The 25042-nt window shown below is 46.4% G+C and carries 22 protein-coding genes and 1 pseudogene; 6 read left to right on the top strand and 17 right to left on the bottom strand.

The window, feature by feature from the left end:
• Nucleotides 1-97: 97 nt before the first annotated feature.
• Nucleotides 98-1579: a M16 family metallopeptidase gene (locus tag RIC07_RS04020; protein ID WP_446393380.1), complete on the bottom strand. Its 1482-nt coding sequence runs from the start codon at nt 1577-1579 to the stop codon at nt 98-100.
• A 295-nt stretch (nt 1580-1874) separates the two neighbouring features.
• Entirely contained in the window at nt 1875-3467 is a 1593-nt protein-coding gene (locus RIC07_RS04015; RefSeq protein ID WP_446393379.1) for a M16 family metallopeptidase, read from the bottom strand.
• Nucleotides 3468-3844: 377 nt separating this feature from the next.
• Here RIC07_RS04015 and RIC07_RS04010 point away from each other — a divergent pair, with 377 nt between their 5' ends.
• Together RIC07_RS04010 and RIC07_RS04005 are read left to right on the top strand one after the other, a co-directional pair.
• Nucleotides 3845-4459: a TetR/AcrR family transcriptional regulator gene (locus tag RIC07_RS04010; RefSeq protein ID WP_006098675.1), complete on the top strand. Its 615-nt coding sequence runs from the start codon at nt 3845-3847 to the stop codon at nt 4457-4459.
• Nucleotides 4460-4517: 58 nt separating this feature from the next.
• Nucleotides 4518-4754, top strand: a complete 237-nt coding sequence (locus RIC07_RS04005) for a type II toxin-antitoxin system Phd/YefM family antitoxin (RefSeq protein WP_446393378.1) — start codon at nt 4518-4520, stop codon at nt 4752-4754.
• Nucleotides 4755-4779: 25 nt separating this feature from the next.
• Here RIC07_RS04005 and RIC07_RS04000 read toward each other — a convergent pair whose 3' ends face one another.
• Nucleotides 4780-5223, bottom strand: a complete 444-nt coding sequence (locus tag RIC07_RS04000; protein WP_446393377.1) for a DUF4332 domain-containing protein — start codon at nt 5221-5223, stop codon at nt 4780-4782.
• 180 nt (nt 5224-5403) lie between these two features.
• Here RIC07_RS04000 and RIC07_RS03995 point away from each other — a divergent pair, with 180 nt between their 5' ends.
• Both RIC07_RS03995 and RIC07_RS03990 read left to right on the top strand, forming a co-directional pair.
• The gene (locus RIC07_RS03995) at nt 5404-7491 is read left to right on the top strand and encodes a thioredoxin domain-containing protein (protein ID WP_446393376.1); all 2088 of its coding nucleotides are present in this window, start codon (nt 5404-5406) and stop codon (nt 7489-7491) included.
• Between the two features lie 246 nt (nt 7492-7737).
• Complete coding sequence (locus RIC07_RS03990; protein WP_446393375.1) at nt 7738-8817, top strand: Rpn family recombination-promoting nuclease/putative transposase; 1080 nt, start codon at nt 7738-7740, stop codon at nt 8815-8817.
• Nucleotides 8818-9028: 211 nt separating this feature from the next.
• Here the strand turns inward: RIC07_RS03990 and RIC07_RS03985 are convergent, their stop codons facing one another.
• The 10 genes and pseudogenes from RIC07_RS03985 to RIC07_RS03940 all read right to left on the bottom strand — a co-directional run bounded on the left by RIC07_RS03985 (nt 9029) and on the right by RIC07_RS03940 (nt 17906).
• Complete coding sequence (locus RIC07_RS03985; RefSeq protein ID WP_446393374.1) at nt 9029-9499, bottom strand: N-acetyltransferase family protein; 471 nt, start codon at nt 9497-9499, stop codon at nt 9029-9031.
• A 20-nt stretch (nt 9500-9519) separates the two neighbouring features.
• Nucleotides 9520-9735: a hypothetical protein gene (locus tag RIC07_RS03980; protein WP_446393373.1), complete on the bottom strand. Its 216-nt coding sequence runs from the start codon at nt 9733-9735 to the stop codon at nt 9520-9522.
• A 28-nt stretch (nt 9736-9763) separates the two neighbouring features.
• Nucleotides 9764-11434, bottom strand: coding sequence for an alpha-glucosidase (locus RIC07_RS03975; protein WP_446393372.1), 1671 nt, complete (start codon nt 11432-11434; stop codon nt 9764-9766).
• A gap of 44 nt (nt 11435-11478) precedes the next feature.
• Nucleotides 11479-11736, bottom strand: a pseudogene (locus tag RIC07_RS03970) (DUF3179 domain-containing (seleno)protein); the annotation flags it as partial.
• Between the two features lie 134 nt (nt 11737-11870).
• Nucleotides 11871-13223: an NAD(P)/FAD-dependent oxidoreductase gene (locus RIC07_RS03965; RefSeq protein ID WP_446393371.1), complete on the bottom strand. Its 1353-nt coding sequence runs from the start codon at nt 13221-13223 to the stop codon at nt 11871-11873.
• 135 nt (nt 13224-13358) lie between these two features.
• Nucleotides 13359-14078 (bottom strand): TVP38/TMEM64 family protein, encoded by a 720-nt coding sequence (locus tag RIC07_RS03960; protein ID WP_446393370.1) that lies wholly within the window; start codon nt 14076-14078, stop codon nt 13359-13361.
• A 137-nt stretch (nt 14079-14215) separates the two neighbouring features.
• Nucleotides 14216-15124 (bottom strand): hypothetical protein, encoded by a 909-nt coding sequence (locus tag RIC07_RS03955; RefSeq protein ID WP_446393369.1) that lies wholly within the window; start codon nt 15122-15124, stop codon nt 14216-14218.
• Nucleotides 15125-15524: 400 nt separating this feature from the next.
• Nucleotides 15525-16043 carry a phage tail protein gene (locus RIC07_RS03950; protein ID WP_446346802.1) on the bottom strand — a complete coding sequence of 173 codons (519 nt, stop codon included), beginning with the start codon at nt 16041-16043 and terminating at the stop codon, nt 15525-15527.
• Complete coding sequence (locus RIC07_RS03945) at nt 16044-16202, bottom strand: hypothetical protein (RefSeq protein ID WP_446374613.1); 159 nt, start codon at nt 16200-16202, stop codon at nt 16044-16046.
• 3 nt (nt 16203-16205) lie between these two features.
• Nucleotides 16206-17906, bottom strand: a complete 1701-nt coding sequence (locus RIC07_RS03940) for a CHASE2 domain-containing protein (protein WP_446393368.1) — start codon at nt 17904-17906, stop codon at nt 16206-16208.
• 523 nt (nt 17907-18429) lie between these two features.
• Between RIC07_RS03940 and RIC07_RS03935 the strand changes: the two genes are divergently transcribed.
• Complete coding sequence (locus RIC07_RS03935; protein ID WP_446393367.1) at nt 18430-19293, top strand: DUF928 domain-containing protein; 864 nt, start codon at nt 18430-18432, stop codon at nt 19291-19293.
• Nucleotides 19294-19496: 203 nt separating this feature from the next.
• Nucleotides 19497-20366 (top strand): DUF928 domain-containing protein, encoded by an 870-nt coding sequence (locus RIC07_RS03930; protein WP_446393366.1) that lies wholly within the window; start codon nt 19497-19499, stop codon nt 20364-20366.
• A 95-nt stretch (nt 20367-20461) separates the two neighbouring features.
• On the opposite strand, the gene RIC07_RS03925 is transcribed toward RIC07_RS03930, so the two are convergent.
• The 4 genes from RIC07_RS03925 to RIC07_RS03910 form a co-directional block, all read right to left on the bottom strand.
• On the bottom strand, nt 20462-21448 hold the full coding sequence (locus RIC07_RS03925) for a 3'(2'),5'-bisphosphate nucleotidase (RefSeq protein ID WP_446393365.1): 987 nt from the start codon (nt 21446-21448) through the stop codon (nt 20462-20464).
• Nucleotides 21449-21954: 506 nt separating this feature from the next.
• Nucleotides 21955-22761: an inositol monophosphatase family protein gene (locus tag RIC07_RS03920; protein WP_446393364.1), complete on the bottom strand. Its 807-nt coding sequence runs from the start codon at nt 22759-22761 to the stop codon at nt 21955-21957.
• 133 nt (nt 22762-22894) lie between these two features.
• A complete protein-coding gene (locus RIC07_RS03915) occupies nt 22895-24379 on the bottom strand; it encodes a BCD family MFS transporter (RefSeq protein WP_446393445.1) in 1485 nt (494 codons plus the stop codon).
• 511 nt (nt 24380-24890) lie between these two features.
• Nucleotides 24891-25042, bottom strand: a 152-nt coding sequence (locus RIC07_RS03910) for a transposase (RefSeq protein ID WP_446393444.1), incomplete at its 5' end; no start/stop codon positions are given.

The raw sequence follows: 25042 nt of genomic DNA, 5'->3' as shown, positions 1-25042 counted from the left end.
TCATTCGTCCTATGTTGGTTTAGAAGGGCGGGTTTAGTCAAGTTATCGGATATCAACCGAACGTTATCAGTAAAACCCGCCCCTACCCGTTTAACCGCTAACTGCTTTGTTCGGGAATGGTGATATCTAACGATGTGATATTGTTCGACAGACTGGTTAAGGGAGGCTGAATCGCATCCGTATTCCCAACCACTAATGTAACCAGTTGATTGGGTTGGAGATATTTTTGAGCCACCCGTTGGACATCTTCAATCGTCGTCTCTTTCACCTTCTGCTGATACTGGAAGAGAAAATCTTCGGGATACCCATAATATTCATACCGCATCAGCCGCGATAAGGTTTGGCTGGGATCTTGGAAGTTAAACACAAATGAGTTTAAAACTTGGTCTTTAGCAGACTCAAGTTCTTCTGGGGTGACAGGCGTGGTGCGGATTTTCTCAATTTCTGAGCGAATCGCTTGAATCAAGGATACAGTTGCTTCAGAACGAGTTTGTCCACCCGCAACAAACATGCCAGGATAGTCATGGCGAGGACTCCAGAACCCATAGACGGAATAGGCTAACCCTTGGCGCGATCGCACTTCGTTAAATAACCGTCCGCCAAACCCATTCAGGATCTGATTCATCACATCCAACGCCGGATAATCAGGGTTATCAAATTCTCCGCCAATATGCCCCAGATACACATAACTTTGGGTAAGTTGATCCTGATCCACGACAAATAAACCCTCTTCCTTTGCCTGGGATGCAGAGGGTACCGTTACCTCTGGGAGAGGGGATGGGGGGTTCCAGTTACCAAACTTCTCCTGAATCCGCGATCGCATCTCATCGGAATCAAAATCTCCCACGATACCCAAAATCATCCGTTCTGGATGGAAGTAGTTCTGGTAAAATTCCACCACATCGTCACGGGAGATATTGGCTAGAGTTTCATATTCGATCGTGCGGGCATAGGGACTCTGATTCCCATAAATCAGTTTAGTAAATTCGCGACTGGCAATATCTTTAGGATCATCATTGCGACGGGCAATTTGTCCCGCTTGTTGCTTTTTCGCCAACTCCAGCTTATCTTCGGCAAAGGCAGGCTTTTGAATCACCTCAGCGAATAAGTCAAACACCATATCCACATCTTCACTGAGGGCATTGAAACTAGCGCTACCACTTGACGTGCTGATCCCTGTTTCCACAGACGCCGCCCGTTGTTCGAGTAACTGATTCAGTTCATCCGGCGAATGTTCTGTTGTTCCACCAGTGCGGAGAACTTCTCCCGTAATATTGGCTAAGCCAACCTTATCAGCAGGTTCAATGCGATCGCCTGTCCGAATCATCGCGGTTCCACTCACCAAGGGCAATTCGTGGTCTTCCATTAAATAGACAACGATGCCATTATCCAGTTGATAGCGAGTATACTCCGGGATCTGAATTTCTGACAGAGGCGGAAAGGTTAACTCGGTATAATGCTTCGCCGTAGCCGCCACAGCAGGCGTGCGCGATACGACAACCAACAGCATTGTGGCAACCAGTAGTCCACACCAGCGCCAAGCTTTTCGACGGAATCTGTTCAATGTAAGATTGCTCATTAGATAAGTAGATGGGAAAAATTAAAGTTAACGGCTCTTATTGTCATTGGTCATTGGTGCTTATGTCTTATGTAAGGGTTTGAGGAATATAGCAGCTACCTTGGCAGGTTAGGACATTCTTTACTGTTCTCGGTTACACACCAAGCGTGTTACCGAGCGTGTTACTGAGCGTGTTACCGAGCGAAGTCGAGGTAAGCCGAAGTAAGCCGAGGTAAGCAGAGGTGTTCCCTATTCCCTGTTCCCTGTTCCCTGTTCCCTGTTCCCTGTTCCCTGTTCCCTGACATAAGACATAAGACTATTGACTCGACAACAATCGTCCAATGGTGCGATTGTCGGGTGTAAACGTCGATTGAGCCACCCGTTGGATATCAGCCGGTGTAACTTGGGCGATTGCCTGGAGTTCATTAAACAGATTGCGCCAGTCGCCTGTTTTCACCTGATATTCCACTAAATTACGTGCCATTCCCATATTAGAATCGAGCGATCGCAATAAGCCAGCACGGGCTTGGGTTTTCACTCGTTCCAACTCTTGGGCTGAAACGGGTTCGGTTTTGAGTTGCTCAATTTCTTCTCGCAGGGCTGTCGCGACTTCTTCAACGGTATGTCCTGGTGCAGTTAGGGCATATAACAGCATCAGATTGGGATACTTATCTCCCGGAAACCCGCTAAATCCGGCGGCGGAGAGGGCGACTTGTTTTTCTTGAACCAACGATTCATACAGGCGAGAGGTGCGACCATCGCTGAGTAAACGCCCGATAATTTCATAGACTACATGGTCAGGATGGGTACGAGAAGGTCGATGGTATCCTTCTAAATACCAGGGCTGAGACTGTAGTTCCAACGTCACCTCCCGCGTTTGTTGCTGGGGAGGTTCGACAATGTTTACTTCAGGGGCAGCGGGTTTTGCCTCATAGCGTCCGAAGTAGGTTTGAGCCAACTCTTTAACCTCATCGGGATCAACATCGCCCACTACCGCCATGGTTAATTCACTGGGAACATAATGAGTTTCAAAGAATTGCCGCACATCGTCGCGAGTCAGGTTGCGGATGTCTTCGTCATACCCAATTACAGGACGCCGATAGGGATGGACTTGGAACGCCGTATCCAGAAACGCCTCGATCATTTTACCGATGGGCGAGTTGTCGGTTCGCAGACGCCGTTCTTCGAGAATCACCTCTTGTTCTTTATAAAATTCACGAAACACAGGTTCTAGGAAGCGTTCCGACTCCAAAGACATCCACAGTTCCAGTTTGTTGGAGGGGAAGCTGTAGAAATAAACTGTCGCATCGGCTGACGTGGCGGCATTTAATCCGACACCTCCAGCTTGTTCAACGATTTGACCAAACTCATTTTGCTTGACCAAGCTAGCAGCTTGGGCTTCAACTTGGGCAAACTCCTCTTTTAATTCGGCAACCTTTGCCTCGTCCCCTGCCTTTTTCGCGGCTTTAATTTGTGCCGCTAACTGATCCAAGCGGTTTAACAGGGGTTTTTCTGCCTGATAATTTCGGGTGCCGATTTGGTTGGTTCCCTTAAAGGCTAAATGTTCCAGAAAGTGAGCCACACCCGTTTTGCCTACAGGTTCATCAACGCCACCGACATCCGCATAGGTGGCAAAGGAGACAACGGGGGCTTGATGCCGTTCTAGAACGATAAACTTCATCCCATTATCCAGGCGAAACTCCGTCACCTGGTCAACGACGCCATCCAAGTAAGGTTGGATTGATTCGGCGTTCGTCGGTGGAGTTTCGCTGCGAGCCAAAGCCCCCAACGGGATACTACTCCATACTAAAGTTACGACTAAGAACGCTCCTAGGATGGAGCGCCAGGGGTATTTTTTCAAGTGAACAGTCCAACGCAGAAAACGCAAAATAGATCGGTTCTTTGTCATTTGTCATTCGTCATTTGTCATTTGTCATTTGTCATACTCGCTCCCTTGAGAAGCAAGCTACGTCATTCGTGATTTTTAATGTTTTGGGTTAGGGGAGGCAAAATATCATAGGACGGACTTTATCTAGTTTAGCTCCCCCATCTCCCAGACGTTCCACCGGAATCCTCCATCTCCCAGACGTTCCACCGGAACGTCTCTACTACCCCCATCTTCCCCTACCATGCGGCTTTTTGTTCATGACAACTAACTTTTTGTAAATTTTCACCCGTTTGGGGGAAGAAATAACCTAGTGTAAAATACGTCTGATCTTAAAAGCGTGCCTTTTCTGGCATAGATAACCTGTCGCCCATAACCCTTGCAGCTCATTTTGGAGTCCAATGCGAATCTTACATCAGCCCCCTCAATCAGAGACAGAGACAAAGCAGCGTATCCTAGATGCTGCCCAACGTTTATTTGCCAGTCGAGGGTATAACGGCACAACAACCCGTGACTTAGCGGCAAAAGCGGGTGTCGCTGAAGGGACTCTATTTCGCCATTTTGAGAATAAGAAAGCCATATTAGTCGAGGTGGCGACCCAAGGATGGGTGGAATTGCTCACGGATTTGCTGACGGAATTGAGCGAAATGGGGAGTTATAAAGCCGTGGCGCAGGTGATGCGGCGACGGATGATGCGGATGCATGAAAATGCGGATATGATGCGGGTTTGTTTTATGGAAGCCCAGTTTCACCCCGATTTACGCGATCGCATCCAGTCAGAAGTCATTGCTAAAATGTCCGATGTGGCAGAAGCCTTCTTTGAAACGGCAATGGAGCGGGGGATCTATCGGCGGACTAACCCCAAGGTTGTAGCCAGGGTATTTTTAGGTATGTTTGCTGTGGCGGGGTTTAGCGATGAGACGATTATGGAACCAGGAGCCTCCCTCAAAGATGTGCAAGACATGGCAGAAGGCATTGCTGATATTTTCCTTAATGGTGTGTTAGCGAAGGATTAGGTGTTAGGTATTAGGCAAAACGCTTTATCCCGAAGTTACTGACAGAGGAAATTGTGGGATGAGACAGTTAACCATAGAACAACTTTCCGAACAATTACAGGACTATGTGCGAAATGCTCAGGAGGAACAGATCCTGATTACCCAAAACGGTAAACCAATTGCCCTTTTCTTGGGATTGACAAACGTTGATCCGGAGCAATTGAATCTGCAACTCTCAGCAGAATTTTGGCAAATGATTAGTGATCGACGGCAACGTGCCACTATACCTTTGGCAGAAGTAGAGGCAATGTTTTAGTCACCTAGGTAGGTTGGACATGATATCATTCCTTCGCTAACTCCCGTGCTTGTTGAATCCAAGCAGCAACTTGATCAACAGTAGGACTCAGATCACGCCGTTGCATTGTTGCCACTTGCAGTCGTAAAACTTGCTGGTGTAACTTGTGAGTCGGTGTTTGAGCAAGCTGCTTGACTGAAATAATGCCCGCGTGCAGTAATAACCCACAGTATTCATAGCCAATACTGGGTACGCGAGCTAAATCAGCCAGTGCGACCCATTTATACACATATTGTGCCTTGATTTGCAGTTGATTAGCTAACGCTTGTTGAGATTGGCGACTATTCGCTACTTTGAGGAGTTGATCTGTTGTCGTAATTCCCTGCTGCTGAAGTTTAGCGCAATCTTGCTCACTCAATCCAGGAAGATGTTCAATGGCGCGATCGCGGACGGCATTACTACGGTGATGGATTTTAGGTTGATTAGACATTCTGGGGATTGGGGAACAAGTGATTAAGATTATAAAACTTTTGAGAGGCGTATTTCGTAGTAAGGGCTTTAGGTGGGTTGCGATCGCGAACCGCACGAAACTTCGTCCCACTGGGGAAGACCAAAACCGCGAACCGCGATACACTGATCCAGAGAGCATCAAGAGTCACTAAGAGTCACTATGACCAATCGCCTTGCCCAATGCCAAAGCCTTTATCTGCGTAAGCATGCGGAAAACCCCATCGATTGGTGGCCCTGGAGTGAGGAAGCTTTATTCACCGCCAAGGCAGACAATAAGCCAATTTTCTTGTCCATTGGTTACTCAAGCTGCCACTGGTGTACGGTGATGGAAGGGGAAGCCTTTTCCGATCCGGCGATCGCACAGTACATGAATGCCAATTTCTTACCGATTAAGGTAGACCGGGAAGAACGCCCAGATATTGATAGCATTTATATGCAGGCGTTGCAGATGATGACGGGTCAAGGGGGTTGGCCCCTGAATATCTTTCTGACGCCAGAGGATCGGGTTCCTTTTTACGGCGGGACGTATTTCCCTGTGGAACCGCGCTATGGGCGTCCAGGCTTTTTACAGGTATTGCAAGCGATTCGCCGCTTCTATGATGTGGAAAAGACCAAGCTGCAAAACTTTAAACAAGAAATTCTTGGTCATCTACAACAGTCGGTTCTCCTCCCCGCTTCGGGACAACTCACGGCTGAGTTACTGCGCCAGGGGATGGACAAGACAATCCGGATTGTAGATAGTGGGAGTTATGGACCGAGTTTTCCGATGATTCCCTATGCGGATTTAGCCTTGCGGGGAATTCGTTTCCAGGAGATGACCGAGGTTGATGCGTACCAAGCGTCGCGATCGCGTGGGTTAGATTTAGCCAAAGGGGGAATCTATGATCACGTCGCTGGCGGCTTTCATCGCTACACCGTAGACGCCACTTGGACAGTGCCTCACTTTGAAAAAATGCTCTACGATAATGGGCAGATTGTCGAGTATCTGGCGAATCTGTGGAGTGCGGGGATTAAAGAAGCTGCATTTGAACGGGCAATATCGGGAACCGTGCAATGGCTGACGCGGGAAATGACCGCATCGTCCGGTTATTTTTACGCCGCCCAAGATGCCGATAGCTTCACCGAACCCAGCGCCGCTGAACCGGAAGAAGGGGCATTTTATGTCTGGAGTTATGCCGAATTGCAGCAACTCCTCACGGCTGAGGAATTGGCAGAATTGCAAGAACAATTTACGGTGACACCTGAGGGCAATTTTGAAGGACAAAATGTATTGCAGCGCCGTTATTCGGATCAGTTAAGTGATTCCTTAGAAACGGCATTAGCAAAACTATTTACTGCCCGTTATGGTTCCCCTCCCGATAGCTTAAAAACCTTCCCACCCGCCCAAAACAATCAGGAGGCAAAAACCAAGAATTGGTCAGGTCGCATTCCGGCGGTTACAGATACGAAAATGATTGTGGCATGGAATAGCCTGATGATTTCTGGTTTAGCCCGGGCGTATGGCGTATTTCGTAAACCCGAATACCTGGAATTAGCAACAACAGCCGCTAAATTTATTCTGGAGAATCAATGGGTTGATCAGCGTTTCCATCGCTTGAATTACGAAGGTCAAGCCTCTGTATTGGCACAGTCGGAAGATTATGCGTTATTTATTAAAGCGTTATTAGATTTGCATCAAGCCTCACTAGGATTAGCAACAGCACAGGAGTCTTCCCAATCGCCAATCCCGGATATTTGGTTAGAGGAGGCGATTAAGGTACAGGACGAATTTGACGAATACCTGTGGAGTGTGGAACTCGGAGGCTACTATAACGCTGCTAATGATAGTAGTGGGGATTTATTGGTACGGGAACGCAGTTATACCGATAATGCCACACCTGCGGCGAATGGAGTCGCGATCGCGAATTTGGTGCGTCTGACGTTACTCACGGAAAACTTGGCTTATCTGGATCGCGCAGAACAAGCCCTGAATGCGTTTAGTAGTGTGATGAACCAGTCATCCCAATCCTGTCCTAGTCTGTTTACGGCTTTAGATTGGTTCCGCAATTCTACCTTAATTCGCACCAGCGTGGCTCAGATTTTATCCCTAATGACGCAGTATTTTCCGGCGATTATGTATCGATTAGAACCCAGTCTTCCGGAGAATTCCGTTGGCTTAGTTTGTCAGGGACTCAGTTGTAAACCGACGGCTCATACCCAGGAACAATTATTGGCGCAAGTCGAGAAAAGTCAAACCCGGGGCTATTGATGTGAGCAAGTTTAAGCGTTTTTGTTGCATTGAGTAAAGGGCGACCCGATCCAATTGAGTGGAGTAGTTTGTTAATTGATGCAGGCGGGTCGCCCCTACACGGTTTCCACAGGTGCGATCGCGTCGTCTGTCCTGGCTTAACTCATAATTGGTTAAATTTGTCAAGATTGTGGTGATAGGAATTTTCCGCTTCTGGGGTGACACAGTATTAATCGTCAACTGTGTGATGGAAAGCCCAAGGAGAACGTGAAAACTGACAGCATTTTTTATCGCTTGTTCAAAGGGTTTCCCAGTATCTTCTTTGAACTGATCAACCAATCCCCAGAACAAGCCGAGATGTATGAATTCACATCCCGTGAAATTAAGGAACTGTCATTTCGACTCGATGGGTTGTTTCTGCCGAAGAATGAACAATCAAACGAACCCTTTTATGTGGTCGAGGTTCAGTTTCAACCGGATGAGAATTTATATTATCGTGTATTTACGGAACTGTTTATTTTTCTGAAGCAATACAAACCTGCCCATCAATGGCGGGTTGTGGTCATTTATCCCACTCGTCGGATTGAAAGGGAACAACCGTTACACTTTAGGGAACTTTTCACCCGGGTTACTCGGATATACTTAGATGAGTTAGGAGAGGAGGCATCGGATTCTCTGGGGGTTAATGTTGTTAAGCTAGTGATTGAGAGGGAAAAGACAGCCCCGGAACAAGCCAGACGCTTGATTGAACAAGCCCAAGTCCAGATAACCGATGAGACGACTAAACAGAATCTGATTGATTTAATCGAGACAATCATCGTTTACAAATTACCGCAAAAAAGCCGAGAGGAGATACAAGCTATGTTCGGGTTAAGTGAACTCAAACAAACCAAGGTTTATCAGGAAGCGCAAGAAGAAGGTGAGCAAAAAGCCAAGTTAAAAGCCATACCCCGCCTAATGCAGTTAGGTTTGAGTTGGGAGATGATTGCTGAAGGATTGGATTTGCCTGGGGAAGTGGTTCAACAAGCCGCACGGTTATTTGCTGAACAAAATGTTGTGGCTTTTATTGAACTGTTACAGCATCAACGATCGCTTTTTTCGCCTCAAGAGTTGGCTGAGTTGGCTGAGTTGATTGAACCGTTACCCAATAAGATAGAAGATTTATCTAATGCGATCGCACAATGGTGCAAGCAGGATGGACATTCCCTACAGCGTCAGGCTTGGCGTGATCGTGTCTCTGGTAAGGTGAATGCGATGGTGGAGGAATTATTGGCGACGAATCTTGCATCCCTGGAAACCGTTGAACCGTCGGTGAATAAAGCAATCTTACAACAGGCGATTGAGTAGGGTGGGCAATCATTGCCCACCTACCATCTGCGGTTGCTGGCTGTTGCTTTTAGATCAACTCTTGGCAGTTGAATTCAGCTAGATTAGGGCACGATAGTATTGTGCCTCTACCCCATCAATTATCCCTAACGTAGGGGTACGGCATTGCCGTGCCCTATTGTCTCAAACTCTGCACCGTAATCCGCGTACCTGCGATACAAGGCTGAAAAAGTTAAGGGATGAGGGTAAATCGTTCAACCAAATAGCGCTGAAACTCCACCCCTTGACGCTCGACAATCTCCATATCATAAACCTGAAAACCAAACCTTTTAAACAACCCCAAACTAAACTCACTCGCTTCTGCATATAAGCGCTGAATCCTGTGACGTTTAGCATAATCCAAGAGAATGTCCATAAGCTGAGAACCAATCCCTTGATGGATGCGATCGCGCCGCACATAAGCTGAGAGAATATGACCATTATTGGCTATTCCCGCAAAGCCGAGAATCCCGGTTTCATCCACCGCCAGAAAAGTTGTCCCTGACAAAATGAACTCCCGAAACCCAACCCTATCCTCAGCAAACGACGCCCAGCTATGGGTTTGAGCATCAGAGTAGAATTGAGGCGCGATCGCGAGTACCGTTTCTTGATACAGTTTGGCTAATTCGGGAATATCCGATGCTTGAGCAATCCGAATCCTCATAACCTCTATCGGCGTAAACGTTAGTGCGACTCGTGCAAAATCTCAGTCTGTTTGACGTGGAGTTTGCCTCTTCCCCCGAAGACAAATAACCAAATATTTACCGCCAGCCAGTGTAAAATAACAGCAGACCACAGCGATCGCGTCACACCATAAGCAACCGCAGGAGTGACCATTGAATCGGGCGCAAGTCTTTGCGCCCCTACGATTTTTTCTCCCCTTGCTTCCAGACGTTCCACGGTACCGTCTCTACTATCCCTAAAGGTTTCATGACTTTCTCAAGATAGACACCTCGAAAGGTTGCAACTTTTCGGGTAAATCAATAATTTTGCCCGTTTTCCGCTTATTGGATAGCAAAACTTCCCACATTGGGATTTCGATGGATTCATCCAATCCTAAATCTTTTTCATAGGAGAAGTTAATTAAAATCAACACGCTCTCATGTTCCGTTTCTCTCAGGTAGGCTAAATGCTCGTAAGGATAATAAATCAGAGTTCGCCAACGTCCCACCTGTAACGCTTCGCTGTTTTTGCGGACTCGTAGTAACGATTTATAGAAATTAAAAATTGAATCATCTTGCTTCAGTTTATTTTCAACATTCACGTCCAGATAGTTTTCGTTAACAGGTAACCAAGGTTCAACATCTTTGCCAAAACTAAACCCTGCTTGTGCCGAATCATCCCATTGCATCGGCGTCCTCGCACCATCCCGCGACGGTACAGATTCACCACTTTGAGGATTAGCGACAGCTTTATCCCTGGCTTTTTCTGGGGGAATATTGAGATGATTAACCATGCCAACTTCCTGACCGTAATACAAAAGAGGAGTCCCTCGAACTGTCAATAATATGGTAGCGGCAGCTTTGGCAATGGCTTTGGGATTCGTGCAGAGACTACATTCAATCCAGCGCGATAAATGTCGGGGAATATCGTGATTATCTAAGAAGTAGGTGGGCGAAGCACCTGCTGGAGTCAAAAGTTCTTTCTTTTCAATTTCTTGTTGCAGATAGGCAGGATACCAAGGACTAAAGGCAAATTCAAAGGTGAAGGGTAAATGAAGTTCATCATTGTTTACCCCATAAAAAACGATGGAATCATAAAGACGATTATCGATGAAGGTTTCACCAAGAATCACTCGGTCGTCATACTCATCTATTAGGTTCCGGATCTCCTTAATGATTTGATGGTTTTCGGCAAGGTTTTTATTGTAAAGGTGATGTTGGTTATTGTAGTCATTTCTATCCGTTGCCCCAAATTTCATCGGATTATCGCGAAAGTATTGGTCTTTACTATACACACTCGACGCATCCAGTCTAAAGCCATCCACCCCTTTATCCAGCCAAAACCGGAGCATGTCATAGATAGCGGCTTTAACTTCTGGATTTCTCCAGTTAACATCAGGTTGATTGTAATTAAACGTGTGGTAATAATATTGACCGCGTTGTTGATTAAAAGTCCACCCGCTTCCTCCGAAATAGGAAAGCCAGTTGTTGGGAACTCCACCATCCGGGGCGGGATCTTGCCATAAATACCAATCGCTTTTGGGATTATCTCGGCTGGAACTCGATTCGATAAACCAATTGTGTTGATTTGAGGTGTGATTAATCACTAAGTCCATAATCACTTTGATGCCGCGTTGATGGGCTTCGTTTAAAAGCATCTCAAAATCGGCTAATGTGCCAAAGGTAGGACAGATATCGCGATAATCACTTACATCGTACCCATTATCAATCATCGGTGATTGGTTAATCGGGGAGAGCCAAATCGCATCAACTCCTAATGAGATTTGACTGTCGGGATTGCCATCATTCAGGTAATCTAACCGACGAATAATGCCTTTCAGGTCTCCTTTACCATCTCCATTGGCATCAGCAAAGGTGAGAGGATAGATTTGGTAGATTACACTTTTTTGCCACCATTTAGTTTTTTGGGGATTCATAGTTTTGTTCACCTGCAAAAAATACAGGATACTCGGCTAGGCTAGTCGCCAAGTGGGGTTGTAACGGCGGGAAGCCTGTCTAGAGAACGGTTGACGTTTGCACCCACGACACCAAGCGCCCAGGGTTGTACATACAGGGTATCATCAGCGTGATCGCACATCACTAGGCAACTTTGATACAACTTACCCGATACCCCGTAAGTGGTGTTCCCCCGCTCAAAGACTACAATGGTATCGCACAGGGGACAATAGGAAACCGTGAGGTTAGTACCGCCGACTGTATCGTTGACAATTTCGTGCCAGAGATACCGCTTCCAGTGAAGGGTCAAACGTCGGGGCGGGTTTAGTCATATCTGGGTGACAAAAACTGTTAATGGTAAAACCCGCCCCTACACAATCAACACTCAAAACTTCCTCACCTTCAGGTTTTTGACATTCACTTTTTATTCTCATCCCCTAATGCTTTGAGCAACTTTCTGGCAATCAGCGTACCTACAACAGCACCCGCCACCACTTTCGCGGTTTTTCCGGTTACTTTGGGTTCTAAATATTGCTGATACACTTCCTCTGTGAACCATTTCGCTGTCAACTTCAAATCCCGTAGGGGTGTGGGCAAGATATTCATATAAGTGCCTTGGCGAATTAGGTGTCCGATTTCGCCATCCACCTCAACCTGATTAGAGATGTTTGCCGCCGCCTCTTCTAACCCTAGTTTCATTAGCGTGCCTCGAATGTTAACGTCAGCAGGCTTAGGTTCTCTACCTTTGGCTAAAGCCTGGAGATTAGACGCGATCGCGTCTCCTTGTTGATGCGCCACCTGTGCTGTCGGTGGGAGGGATTGGTCTTCCACAGCCGCGCAATCACCGCCAGCGAAAACGTCGGGAAACTCTAACAGTTGCAGGGTTGGTTTGACCAACGGACGACCTTTGCGATCGCGCTTTTCCTCAGCAATAGGCAAGTCCTTAATTAAAGGATGGGTTGAAGTTCCGGCTGTCCACACAATCGTTGCGGCGGGTAACGTTTCCACCTTATCCCCCTGTTCATAGTCCAAGGAATCCGGGCGAACAGCAGTCGCTTGTGCCTCGGTCAGCAATTCCACCTTAACCGCACGGTTTTGCAACTCCTCGTATGCTGTGTCCCGCAGGGGATCATTAATATCACCTTTGAGAATTTCGGCTCCACGATTGAGCAGTACCACCCGAATTTCTTGGGGTTGACCCCCCATTGCCTCATACCAAGGTGGCAGCAAATCGGCTAACGTGGCGGCTAATTCTACTCCCGTCGGACCGCCCCCGATAATGACAACGGTTAACAGTTTGCGGCGTTCTTCCCTGTCTGGGGTTTGCATCGCTTGGATCAGGCATTCCCGTAAACGCTGATCTAGTGCGATCGCGTCTTTTCCTTCCCGAAATGGCAAAGCATTCTCCTTTGCCCCCTCAACGCCAAAATAGCCCGTGACACTGCCTAAAGCTAAGACCAAATTACTGTAAGGGCAAGATGTCCCTGAGGCTAAGGTAACTCGATTCTGGTGCAGGTCAATAGTTTGCACCGCATCTTGCACGAATGTCACGCCGCTACCGTCAAGTAACTCCTCAAAACGAGGCATAACCTCTGGTTCCTCCATTTGACCGCTGAAATACTCATAGAGAAGGGGTTTAAAGCGAAACCGTTCTTCGCGATCGATAAGAATAACTGAGCGCGGATAATTTGAACGGCTTAAATGTATAGCAGTAAACAGTCCGGTAAACCCACCGCCAAGAATTACCGTTTGCTGAATTAAGTCATTCATAACCAATCAAAAACCTCGTTTAATTTCTGTAGGCGATTCCCTGGCACAATGATTTCTTGGGGTATCAACGTGAAGATGTCCGCACCCCTATTCGGGGTTTGCGATTGCCTATTGCCCATTGCCTGGCGCGTAGCGCTATACAACAGTTTCATCTAAAGCTTTTTTAGCAAGATGGGCTAGGTAGACCGTTACCGCAATCGTCGCCATTAAGCCAATTATCCGAATCACCCATTTAGCGATTTGAGTTTCCTGTGTGGTAGGTTGATTAGACATATTGACTGTGGCTAAATTGCTAGCCAGGGAACCGATATAAACGTATACCAAGGTAGCTGGAATCATCCCAATGGAACCCAAAACATAGTCTTTGATAGAAACTTGGGTAACACCAAATAGGTAATTGAGTAGGTTGAACGGAAAGATAGGAGAAAGGCGAGTCAGCAGGACAATTTTCCATCCTTCTCTCTTCACCGCTTGATTAATCGCTTTGAATTTGGGATGATGTTCAATCTGTTTACAAACCCAATCCCGCGAGAGATAGCGTCCAATTAGGAAAGCAAAAATGGCGCCAAACATTGCTGCGATCGTGACATAGATTGAACCCCAAAACAAGCCGAACAAGCAACCTCCTTTTAGGGTCAAGAGGGAACCCGGAATAAATAGTACTGTTGCTAGGTTGTAGATAATTATATATACAATGGGCGCTAAGACACCAAGACTTTCAACCCAATGTAAGGCGGTTTGCAAAAGTTCCCGAATGTTGAAATGTTTGTTGGCAATAATCAGAAAAACAACTAAACCCCCGATTAGTATCAGTTTCAGCTTTGAATTTAAGCGATATTTACTGATTTGCTCCATTTTAGTTTCCTTGATTTTACCATTGTTTTCTCTGATTTCCCTCTATAAAAGCGGAGGCAGTTAACCTAAATCTAGTATCAGCTATAGATTGTTTTTGATTAAATCATTATAGTTTATAATTCCATGTTATAAAAAGCTTAACGACGATAACGTTCTCGATCAATTTGCAAACGCTGTCGGACTAACTTGTAGACTTCCTGTGCCAACATCCGCAAATTAGATTCACTGACGAGTTCCGGTTCGGTTGATTGGGAGGATGGAACGACTGTTGATGAAGGTTGAACCGTTACTCTAGAAGTTTGATCGGTTTCAGAAACTGTTTTTGCTTCCGCTTCAATTGAATCTGCCACATCACCAGATGTTTTTCTCGGATTAGCATAAATAGGACGAAATCCTTCTGGGGTAAACATGAACCCTTCGATGCTTTCATCATCCCTATCCTGGCTAGAAGCCGGACTATCTTCACCAATTAATTCAGCCAAACTCTCCCAAGAGGTTGGTGTAGTTTGACTAGAGGATTGACTATCTAGATGTAAATTTGAATGACTCTTGTCTAAAGCAATTGAATTCAATCGTGAGAAACTTAACTCAGGTAAACGATTCTGATCATTCTCAGAACGACTTAAGGACAATTCAGCTAATTCCTGATCGATTGAAGTTTCAAAAGTAAGGTTTAACACCTGCAAAGATTGAAGAGAAGACCGACCTAAACTATGAAATTGACCTAAATAAATTAGGGTGTTTAAGTCTTGCCAACTCAAAGGAAGTTGTGGAAAAGATTTGGCTTGATTAACCTTTGGGTAAAATGCCGATATTTCGTTGTTGTCCTCACCAGAAACCCGGTTTCTGGGAATACTTGACCGTTGGGTGTCGTTCCTCAATCCAACGCCATCGTTAGCTTGAGCATTTTCTGCCAACCTGACAGATTCCTTTTCCTCTGTTTGAGAGATAGCCGCTAATACAGTTCTACCCGTGGAAGAAAGTATGTCTAAGTTATGAACAGTTGAGTTAGCCAATAGCCCTAGAGGGGGCAATTTACCAGTCATTTGTCCAAGAGGTTTAGCTGACAGTAATGGCTTTTTTATCCCCAGTGATAGTTCTGAAAATTTCATCAATTTTTTTAAGCTTAAAATTTAGTCAGAGCAAGTTTGAGGTACAATTATCACGAACATTCCTAAACCGAATGGCACTAAAATAAGCATTTCATTTAGGGAGTGCCAAAACCCTTGATATACCGTAGGGTGGGTTGAGCGAAGTCGAAACCCACCAGCCTTAAGTCAGTGACATTCTTCCTAAACCTGTCCTTCAAAACGTGCCATGGCACGTCTCTAAGTAAGTTGGTGGAAATACCCAACTTTTGTCAATATTCCTCAAACCCTTACAAATGACAAATGACAAATGACGATTCTCACCATTAAGTTTACTTTTTCCCACCAATTGATCTAGTTAATTGCTGGGGAAATAGCCAGTGTTAGCACGTTGTAAATTGGTACTAGCACCGCCGCCACCTTGCTCGGCGACAACCTTTAAGCCTTCATAAGCAAGGGTTAATTCCTCAATCGCCACGGTGCTAGAACTCGCTTGTAAGGCTGGCGTTTTCCAACCGACTGGAATCGCACCGATTAATGTCCAACATTGCATGGTTTCTCCGGCTTGATTAAAGACCAAAATGTTGACATTGCGCCGTTCTTTTTTACCGGGATTGAGCGTTTTGTTAATCCAATCCCAAAACACTAAATCTTCGGTAATCCCCCGCTTTAGAGTCACATCATCAAATTTGGCTTGCTTGAGAAAGATGCGTTGCTGTTCGTTGACTCCTCCCTCAAAATAGACTTCTTTATCAATCTGAACTCCTAACCCAGAACACTCGCTAAATGAAGCCGTAATCTGACTTTCGATTTCGATATAAAATCGATTAGCGGTGACGTAGTTAAGTTCGTGGGTAATATTACCATTGTCAGCCATTTATAGTAACCTTCTGTAGTTTTTATAGCGTTCGCGTTGCTTCCGTAAATCCTCTTGCATAAGCTGATACACTCGATCGCTGAGTTTCCGCAAGAGTAAAGGATCTTGGGATACCTTGGCAGCAAGTTTTAAGAGAATCCTTCGTTGTTCCTGGTTCATTGTTTATCTGTTTCTCATCCGTCTTCCCCGACTTTGTAATTGTGAGAGATAACTTTCGTCTTCTGGATTAAATGCTTGTTTTTTAACCGTTGGCATTGTCCCGGACGAACCGTTCGTTGAATGATCAACCTCTTCAACCTCGTCTCGTTGATCCTCCACCCGGTTTAGCTGATGTCTTAATACTCTCGCTCGTTGCAGTACTTGTTGATATTGACCGAGTTCTGGAACCTCTTCCCAATTTAGGTCTACTTGATCCGTGACTGTATTATTATAGGTTTTAGGCTTGGTGATTTGGCGGCGACGTCTGAGCTGATCAGCTCTGATCTGAATGTCTTGAAAGCTATCAGTTTCTGTGATTTGGGCGACTTGCTCTTCTTTTTGCGTTTCGTCGATTTCAATGTTAATTCTCAGCAGTTTTTTAACGGTTTTAGCCACAACTTGACCGTAGCGGTCAAGAATAACAACACTAAAGGTGCTTAAGACTAACCCGACGACTGGTGGTACTAATGGTATCCATCCCGACTGTTGGACGAATAAAGCATAGGAAATACCATACACAATACCACCCGCTACAATCACAACGGGAATCAGAATCCAAGGACGGCGAATTTTCCAAGCCAGGGTTCCACCGACAACTGACCAGAGAAAAATCCAGAGAATTTCACTCCCCTGTGACCAATACCAAATTAAGGGGCGACCCTCTAAAACGGTACTCAGGATTTGACTGACAACTTGAGCATGAAGGACTACCCCAGGCATTAACACTCGATCCTGAGCGGCTGCACTAAAGGGTGTAGCAAAATCGTCATTAACCGAGCTTGCTGTGTATCCAACTACAACCACACGGTCTGTAATAAGATTAGGAGTAACGTTACCTTCCAATACATCAGTTACGGTGACTTGCTCAATAGGATTTTCACCTGACCAATTGATCATGATTTGGTAGTCAAGCGCACCTGTGTAACTATAGTTACCTGATTGCTCTTCTAGAGGAAGGAAGATCGTGGAATCCAACTTGATGAATTCCTCTGGGGTGGTTAATTCTTCTTCGATTCCCTCTTTTTCCAGATAGGATAGAGCTAACTGAAACGGTAAGGAATAGAGTAGGTTATCGGGATCTTGACACAGATGGGGATTTTCTGGAAGTGGTTCCACAAACGGCGGAAATGAAACTAATGCCGTGCGGCGGATAACTTGATCCCGATCAAGCTGCATATCCGCAAAACCAACCCGTTCTAGAGGAACTCCGGGAGCAGGTGGCGTTCCGGGTTCAGTTGCGGAACTCATGACGCAGGCGGCAACGATGTTATCGTTTTGCTCAATAACCTGAATTAAATCCTCACGACCTTCGCCAATAATAATATCTCGTCCAATGTCAATACCGATTACACGGGGTTGAGCCTCTGCTAGCTTCTGTAGAACCGCAGCTAAGGTCGCGTCGGATATGGGATCTGCGTTATATTTACGGATATCCTCTTCGCTAATCCCCACGACTAACACGCGATCGCTTGGCTCAGATTCAGGACGCGATCGCACGAGTTGGTCGTAAGCTTTCAATTCAGAGCCTTCTAACGCTCCCAATTGTCGCAGTCCCACAATCACCCCTGTAACGACAACACTCGTCAGAACGACTGTGCCGCCAAATGCCATGATTCCCTTACCTACGGGATGTTGCGTGAAAAATGAACGCATTTCAGAAATCATCTTGGTATTGCCTCCTGTTTCCCTGAGGGTTAATTCACTGACAACGCCTACTTTACGCAGTTTTTTTGAATTTTGAACCTTGGATTCGGATAATCAAACTTAATATAAATTAACGTGAAGTTAAAACACTATAGCCACTTTCAAAGTTTCTCCAGATATTAATCACTTTTTTTAAAGAACTGTAATGATACTAGAGTTTACAGACGAATCAGATAGAATATTAGTATATAATATATTACCCTGTCAGTTTATTGCTGTCATGGGGTTTAAATTGGACACAAAGCCAGCTTAGACGGTGAATAGGCTCATTGCCGATCACCTTAGCTGAGTCGCTATAAATAAAAAAATGAGGTAACCTGGTTTAGCGTCACGTCAACTTTACAGCTAGAACCGGAAACTTGGCTGAATAGAGAGGAGTTGCTCTGTAAATGAATACCCTAGATGAATACACAGACTTCGCTCTAGCTCTCTACTACCGCGTTACTTAAAATTGTATCCATTACTGCCATTGGCAAGGAGTAAAATGAAAAAGTCCTCTACATATCTTAAAACGTTTTCCCTGATGTTGTCTCTGGGATTAGTGATGAGTGCCAGTGCCATGGCAATTGCTGGTCTCAAACCGAGTTCACCCAATCAGGACAATCAGAAGCTTTCAGAAACGTTAGTCGCAGGGAATAAAGGTCTACGCTTCCGGCGGCGGAGGATGCGAGCCTCTCGGCGCAGAACCGGAGGGTTCTCGCGGGGAGTCTGCAAAATCGGGGATCAAGAAAAACAAGTTAACGTAACCGCATTATTACCGCAACTTCAAAGTAAGGAGTTACCAGACGATCCCCAAGAATCATCCACCACTGAAGAAATCCCGGTTGAATTGACAGTTGAGCAAACTCCAACGTTCTTAGTTCATATCACCGAGACTGAAGCAGAGGAAGCCGTGTTTACGCTGATGACTGAAAACAGGGATGAGGTTGTTTATGAAACAACCATTTCTCTAGAAAATAAAACTCCCGGAATTGTCAGCATTAGCATCCCAGAGTCCGATCCGTCTGATCCAGAGAATAAGTTGTTACAAGTGGATCAAACCTACAATTGGTTTGTAACCATTCCTTGCGATAAGAATGATTGGAGTCAAAATCCTACAGCAGAAGGCTGGGTGAAGCGAATTGCCAAAGAAGAGTCTCTCAAGCAAGAGTTAGCCAAAACCCCAGACATTGAGCAACCGAAAGTCTTTGTGGATCATGGCATTTGGACAGAGGCGGTGAGTTCACTAGCAGAATTGCGAGAGCGTTATCCGAATAATCCTCAAGTTCAAGCGGATTGGAAAGATCTCCTTGCATCTGTGGGATTAGAGAATCTCGTTGCAGGACGTCCCGTTAATAGTCCTGAGTAAGTTGACAAGAGACGCGCCATGGCGCGTCTCTACAATGGTTCCGAAAGTCCTAATCGATGTGTCTACTGCTATAAATTTCAACTCCAAATCCTAATGTCTGCCAGGATAATGATGTAGATCCGGGAAAAGCAGATTCTCTTTTCCCCAGCTAGAGACGTTCTCTCGGAACGTTTCTACAGACCAGAATAAGGATAAGGCTAGATTTGTCTCAAGACCTGCCATTGGCAAAAAGTAAAATGAAAAAGCCCTCTATCTATCTGAAAACGTTTTCCCTGATGTTGTCTGTCGGATTGGTAATGAGTGCCAGTGCTATGGCGATCGCTGGATTCAAACCAAATTCTTCCAGTCAAAATCATCAGAAGCCTTCAGAAACCCTCTTCGCTGGAAATAAAGGTCTGCGATTTCGCAACCGAAGAATTCGAGCGTCTCGGTGGAGAACTCCAGGGTTCTCGCGAGGTTCGGGTATGTGTTATGGAGAAAAAGTCGAAGTCACACCATTAGTACCAGAAACCTCAGAAAAAAACACAGTTCCAGTTGAAGTGACTGTACAGCCCAATCCAACGTTCTTGGTTTATGTCGGTGAGACTCAAGCCAAAGAAGCAGAATTTGCATTGCTGAGTCAAGATAAAGGGATTGTTTATCACGAAACGGTTTCTCTAAACAAAACGCCAGGAATTGTCATGTTCACTCTGCCAGAACCGATGACAGAGGAGGAGGAACTCCTCAAGGAATCGGAAAAATACCAGTGGGTATTTTCCCTCAGTTGTGAGGAGGGGGGTGATGCTTCTGGAAATTTGACTGTCGAAGGGTGGGTTGAGCGTGTTTCTCCAGAAACTGAACTTGCTCAAAAGTTAGCCAATGCATCAGAACGGGAAAAGCCAGCTATTTTCGCTGAATATGGCTTCTGGATGGATGCAACAGGTAGATTGGCTCAGTTACGTCAGGATTCCGATGATCCTCAAGTTCAAGAAAATTGGCAATCTGCCTTGAACTTTGCGGGTCTAGATCAACTGATTGAAGAACCGTTGGTGAGTCATTCTGGGTCAACTGTTGAAATCAATGCTGACAATTAAGGCGCTTGACTCAAGGTTGTGAGGGATAGGTTCAAGGGAAAAGGTTTAACCTTTTCCCTTTTTGATCACTGACAATGGTTAGATTGGCACCCTCTTTACACGCTCGCCGTTTCCCGCAAGGCGTCCAGCACGGTATCGTGAATCACACCATTGCTGACAATGACCCCCTGATTATCAGACAGTTTGGCACCGAGAGAAAAGTTGAGGGCTTTCCCGTGCATATCGGTCACTCGTCCGCCAGCTTCCTCAACCACAATCGTTCCCGCCGCATGATCCCAAATCTTTTCCCGGTAGTCTGGAGACTTGGGTGATGGCAAACGCAGGTAAAGCGATGCACGCCCCGACGCGACTGCGCCATACTTGGCTTGAGAATCCATCCGCAACGAAGGTGAGGTAATGCCTACGGCTTTGGCAACGGCATCCTGTCGTGAGTGATCCCCGTGACCGGATTCCACACTCTCGACAAAGCGCATCGCCTCCTGACTATCAGCCTTTGTCACCTGAATCGGCTGAGGTTCTCCGCCAGAGATGGGAACCATGGTTGCACCCTGACCCCGTACCGCGACGAAGAGGACACCCTTTTCTCCATCCGGTTCATGAGAGGAAATGGGTAGGGCGGGACACACCAGAACACCGAGTTTCACTTCACCCAGTTCTACTAGCGCTAAAGCTACGGCATATTGGTCTTGACGCAGAAACCCTTTTGTGCCATCGATGGGGTCTAATGTCCAATAGCGCCCCCCAATCTGACTATTGCCGCGATCAATCCAGTCCAATACCTGATCCGGTGTCGCATCACCAACGACAGACTTGACGTAGTGACTTACCCGATTCAGTTGATCAGCCATTTCGGGTTGACGCAACTGGGACGCATCTTCTTCACCCACCACGAGGTCATCAGGAAACGCCATCGCTAACGCTCGGCAGATAACCGCCTGGGAACCCAAATCCGCCACTGTGACAGGACTCTTATCGCTCTTTTCCATCGCTTCAGTCACCTGTTCTTGGCGAACTTGCTCACAGAGTTTGGCTGCTGTCAGCGCCGCCTCAATAGCTACCTGTTTTTCTTGGTCGTAAGACATGGTAAATCTCTATTGCTCCATAATACTCTCAAAAAACCTGGCTAAGGACGGGAAGGGAAAACACCCAATTAAGCGGCTTTAGCCCGTCCTTACCCCCAGACCCCTATTTTTTATTCTGGTAACGAGGGCAATCGCCATCGTGGGGGCTTGCGTAAAAAACTCCTATTCGTGAGCCTTTCAACGTTGATACCCTGCTACTGGTCGAGAAGCCGCTTCCTTCCCGTATTACCTTGAGTACCGTTTGGTTGCACCCTTGGGCTAGGTTTAACTTTCCCGATGTCACCACTGATCACGATCTGCCCTTTCCCTGTAGCCGGATTAATCTGTACAGTAGCAAATGGCTAGGAGCGATCGCTGTAACGCATTGACGCTTCCATAATGACCTCTCGGTAGAGTGATCATCAAGGTTCTAGCCAAGATTTTAGGGGTGATGGGGAGAGGGGGTTGTAGAGACGTAGCATGCTACGTCTCTACTCCGGCGGAACGTCTGGCTAGGGGAGCTAATTCTAATTCTGTTGGATATAAGATTTAAACACATCCACTAATTCAGCACGGCTAACAATCAGCGTGGGAAACGATCGCCCACCGTAATCTTGACCTGCTTTCAACGGAAAAATTGGGTCGGATTCCAACGACACCCAAACCGCACCTGCGGCTTTCACAATCACCCACGCCCCAGCAATATCCCAAATCTTGGGTGTTGCTTCCATCCCGCCAAGCACCGCGCCTGTAGCAACGGTGATGAAGTTATAACTGGCAACCCCTAACATGCGAATTTTACAGGGGAAGGGTTGCTGTAAGAGGGAGGTACTGCGAGAGCAAAGGTTGAAAAAGTGATTATTACTGAGTTCATCCGGACTACTGTGGATGGAAAACTCATTCATAAACGCGGCAGAAATAATATCGGTTAATCCCGATTCCCCCGCCCAAAAGCCATGAAAGGATTGCCCAATGGGGGGAAAATGAACATATCCAAACACTGGTGTGCCATGATACAGCAAACCCAGAGAGATCCCCCAAATCGGAATGCCTCGTGTAAAGTTAGTCGTACCATCTAAGGGATCGATAATCCAACACCACTCCGTATCAGGAAACCGATGTTCCCCTTCCTCACTTAAGATTCCGTGGCTAGGAAACCGAGACGCGATCGCCCGACGAATTGTCTCATCCGCCCAATGATCCGCTTTTGTCACCAAACTCCCATCCGCTTTCTGCGACGCCTGTACCTGGCGAAAATCAGGCAGTAGTTGGCTACCAACATGGTTAGTAATCTCTTTAGCAAAGTCAAGTACAGACGCCCAAAATTCCTTCATTTATCAAACATCCATATAATCCCTCATCCAGAGTCCCTGGATAGAAATGGTTACCCTCAAAACTAGGTCAGGGCGGGTTTCGTTACATCTGGGTCAATCCAAAACAATAATGGTGAAACCCGCCCCTACAATATTACCCGTCTAAATCGTTTTCCATAACCGTCGCGATCGCTTGCTTGGTATTATCCCGGAATTCTTGCACGTCTACTCGTCCCAAAAACCAAATCGCGGCAATCATGCCTATGGCTTGCAAGGCAAATACCAAACCATAAGCTAGCACAGGTGCGGTAAACAGGGTTTCTCCAATGGACAACACCCAACCGCCGATAAAGGTAGCTAACCCCCGCGCCATCGCTTGAGATAATCCCCACGCACCGATAAAGGTTCCCGCTGTTTCCGCCGCCGTCAGATCCAGCATCAGACTTAATGCTCCCGTCGTGGTGATTCCCGCCGCTAGACCAAATAACAGCATCGCTAGCTTCAAAATCTCCCCCTGTTGCGTAAATCCGGCTAGAATAATCAGGCAGAAGCTAATGGCTACGGATAGACACCCCAATTTCGTCGTATTTTGTTTACCGATATGAGGCACGACTAAAAAGCCTGTGGTACTCACACCAATTAATGTGCCTAACCCCCAATAGGAGTTGAGCCGAGTGGTTTCGCCAATGGGCATACCAAAGACATCAGCGCCATAAGGTTCTAACACGCCTTCCTGCATAAACAGGCTAATCGTCATCACCAGTAAAAAGGTGAAAAATAAACCCGTTTGGCGACTTGCGGTTAACACTTTCAGCGCTCTACCCAAGGTAACTTGGTCTTCTCGTTCCACTAAACTAGAACGGGAAGCGTAGCGGGAGTATTTTTTCTCAATTCCCAGAGTTGCCAGCAGGGTTAATCCGATAACCACCAGTGGCACGATGATAAACAGACGGTTGAGGGGAGTCTGTAATGTGGCTAAGGGTGATGACAAAACCTCTGCACTAACCTGTGAGGCGGTTTCTGCCGGATCAAGGCTGTTGAGCAAGAGTCCCCCAGTAATCCCGCCAATAATAATACCCACCATCAGCATTGACCAGGTTGTGCCAATTAACTTGGAGCGATTGTCCTCATCCGAAACATCCACCAGCATAGCGGTAAATGGGGTAGAACTGGCACTCAGGGCTAAGCCATAGAGGGTGAAAATTAATGCCAATACCCCTGTCCAGCCTAATATCTCGGTATTTAATGTCCAACCTCCAGCCGTTTGTACTGCTGCACCCAGTTGCCACATCACCTGAACCGCCAGAAAAGCCGCGATCGTAAATCCGGCGGTGCCCAGCCAAACATAACCACTGCGGTGATATCCAAAGAGGGGTTTAGCATCAGAAAGTTGACCAAACCAAATTCTAGCCGGGGCAACCAGTTGATGCATGGCTAAAACTCCTGTGGCATAAGCTGGATTAATTCCGAGTTCGCTAATCATCACCCGGTTGAGGATACCCAAGGTGAGAATCGCCATAATCCCTAACCCCATCTGGAATAAACCCAGGCGGAACATGGTCAAAATCTTGATTCTGGGCAGGGGTTTGTCTGGGGATGAGGGAGTGGACGAGGACTGAGTAAAATCACTGGTTTCCATAGCCGTTAAGACGCGATCGCTTTTTTTGGATGACCTGATAAAACTATACGTTTCCTTAGAGTCTGTAACCAATAAACCCGATAAAATCAAAGAAATATGAACAAATGTAACGAGCTTGTAGTAAGGGCTTTCGCCCTAGATGCTGTTGGGTTTCCTGGCGTCAACCCAACCTACTGGCGTGGCACAGCTAAAATTGTGGAATAGATTTTATCATTGAATCGGGCGCAAGTCTTTGCGCCCCTACAGTTTCCGGGCGTAATTCTAATTCATCTTGCTAAGGTGTGCCACGCCACTACTAATCAGCAATTTTTCAACGGTTAGGATGTCCGAAAGCTCCCCATCCCGTATCAAAAGACAACAAATCGTCTGCGTTTGAGAAGGCTCTCGCTGGATTGACAACCCCGCGATCGCGCACCGATCAGCCGCCTTTAATCAGGAGGGAGCAACGCCATCCTAGCGGTAAACTATTTTTACAGCCACCTGGCTAAAAACTATTACGCTACCCTTACAGTTATCCTTCCTGTCCTGAGAAGACCCTCGCTTGAGCGCGATGGGATGAATCAGGACATTCTTGCTCTTGGATGTAGACCTTAAGCCTTTCTATTGTAACGCCACCGCAGCTAGAGACAAAATAAGAACCTGTCCACAAAACCCTTTTCTTGT

Source organism: Coleofasciculus sp. E1-EBD-02, from assembly GCF_040218245.1.
GTDB lineage: Bacteria > Cyanobacteriota > Cyanobacteriia > Cyanobacteriales > Coleofasciculaceae > Coleofasciculus.
The sequence above is the reverse complement of the archived record's forward strand: the minus strand, read 5'-3'. Positions and strand labels throughout refer to the sequence as shown.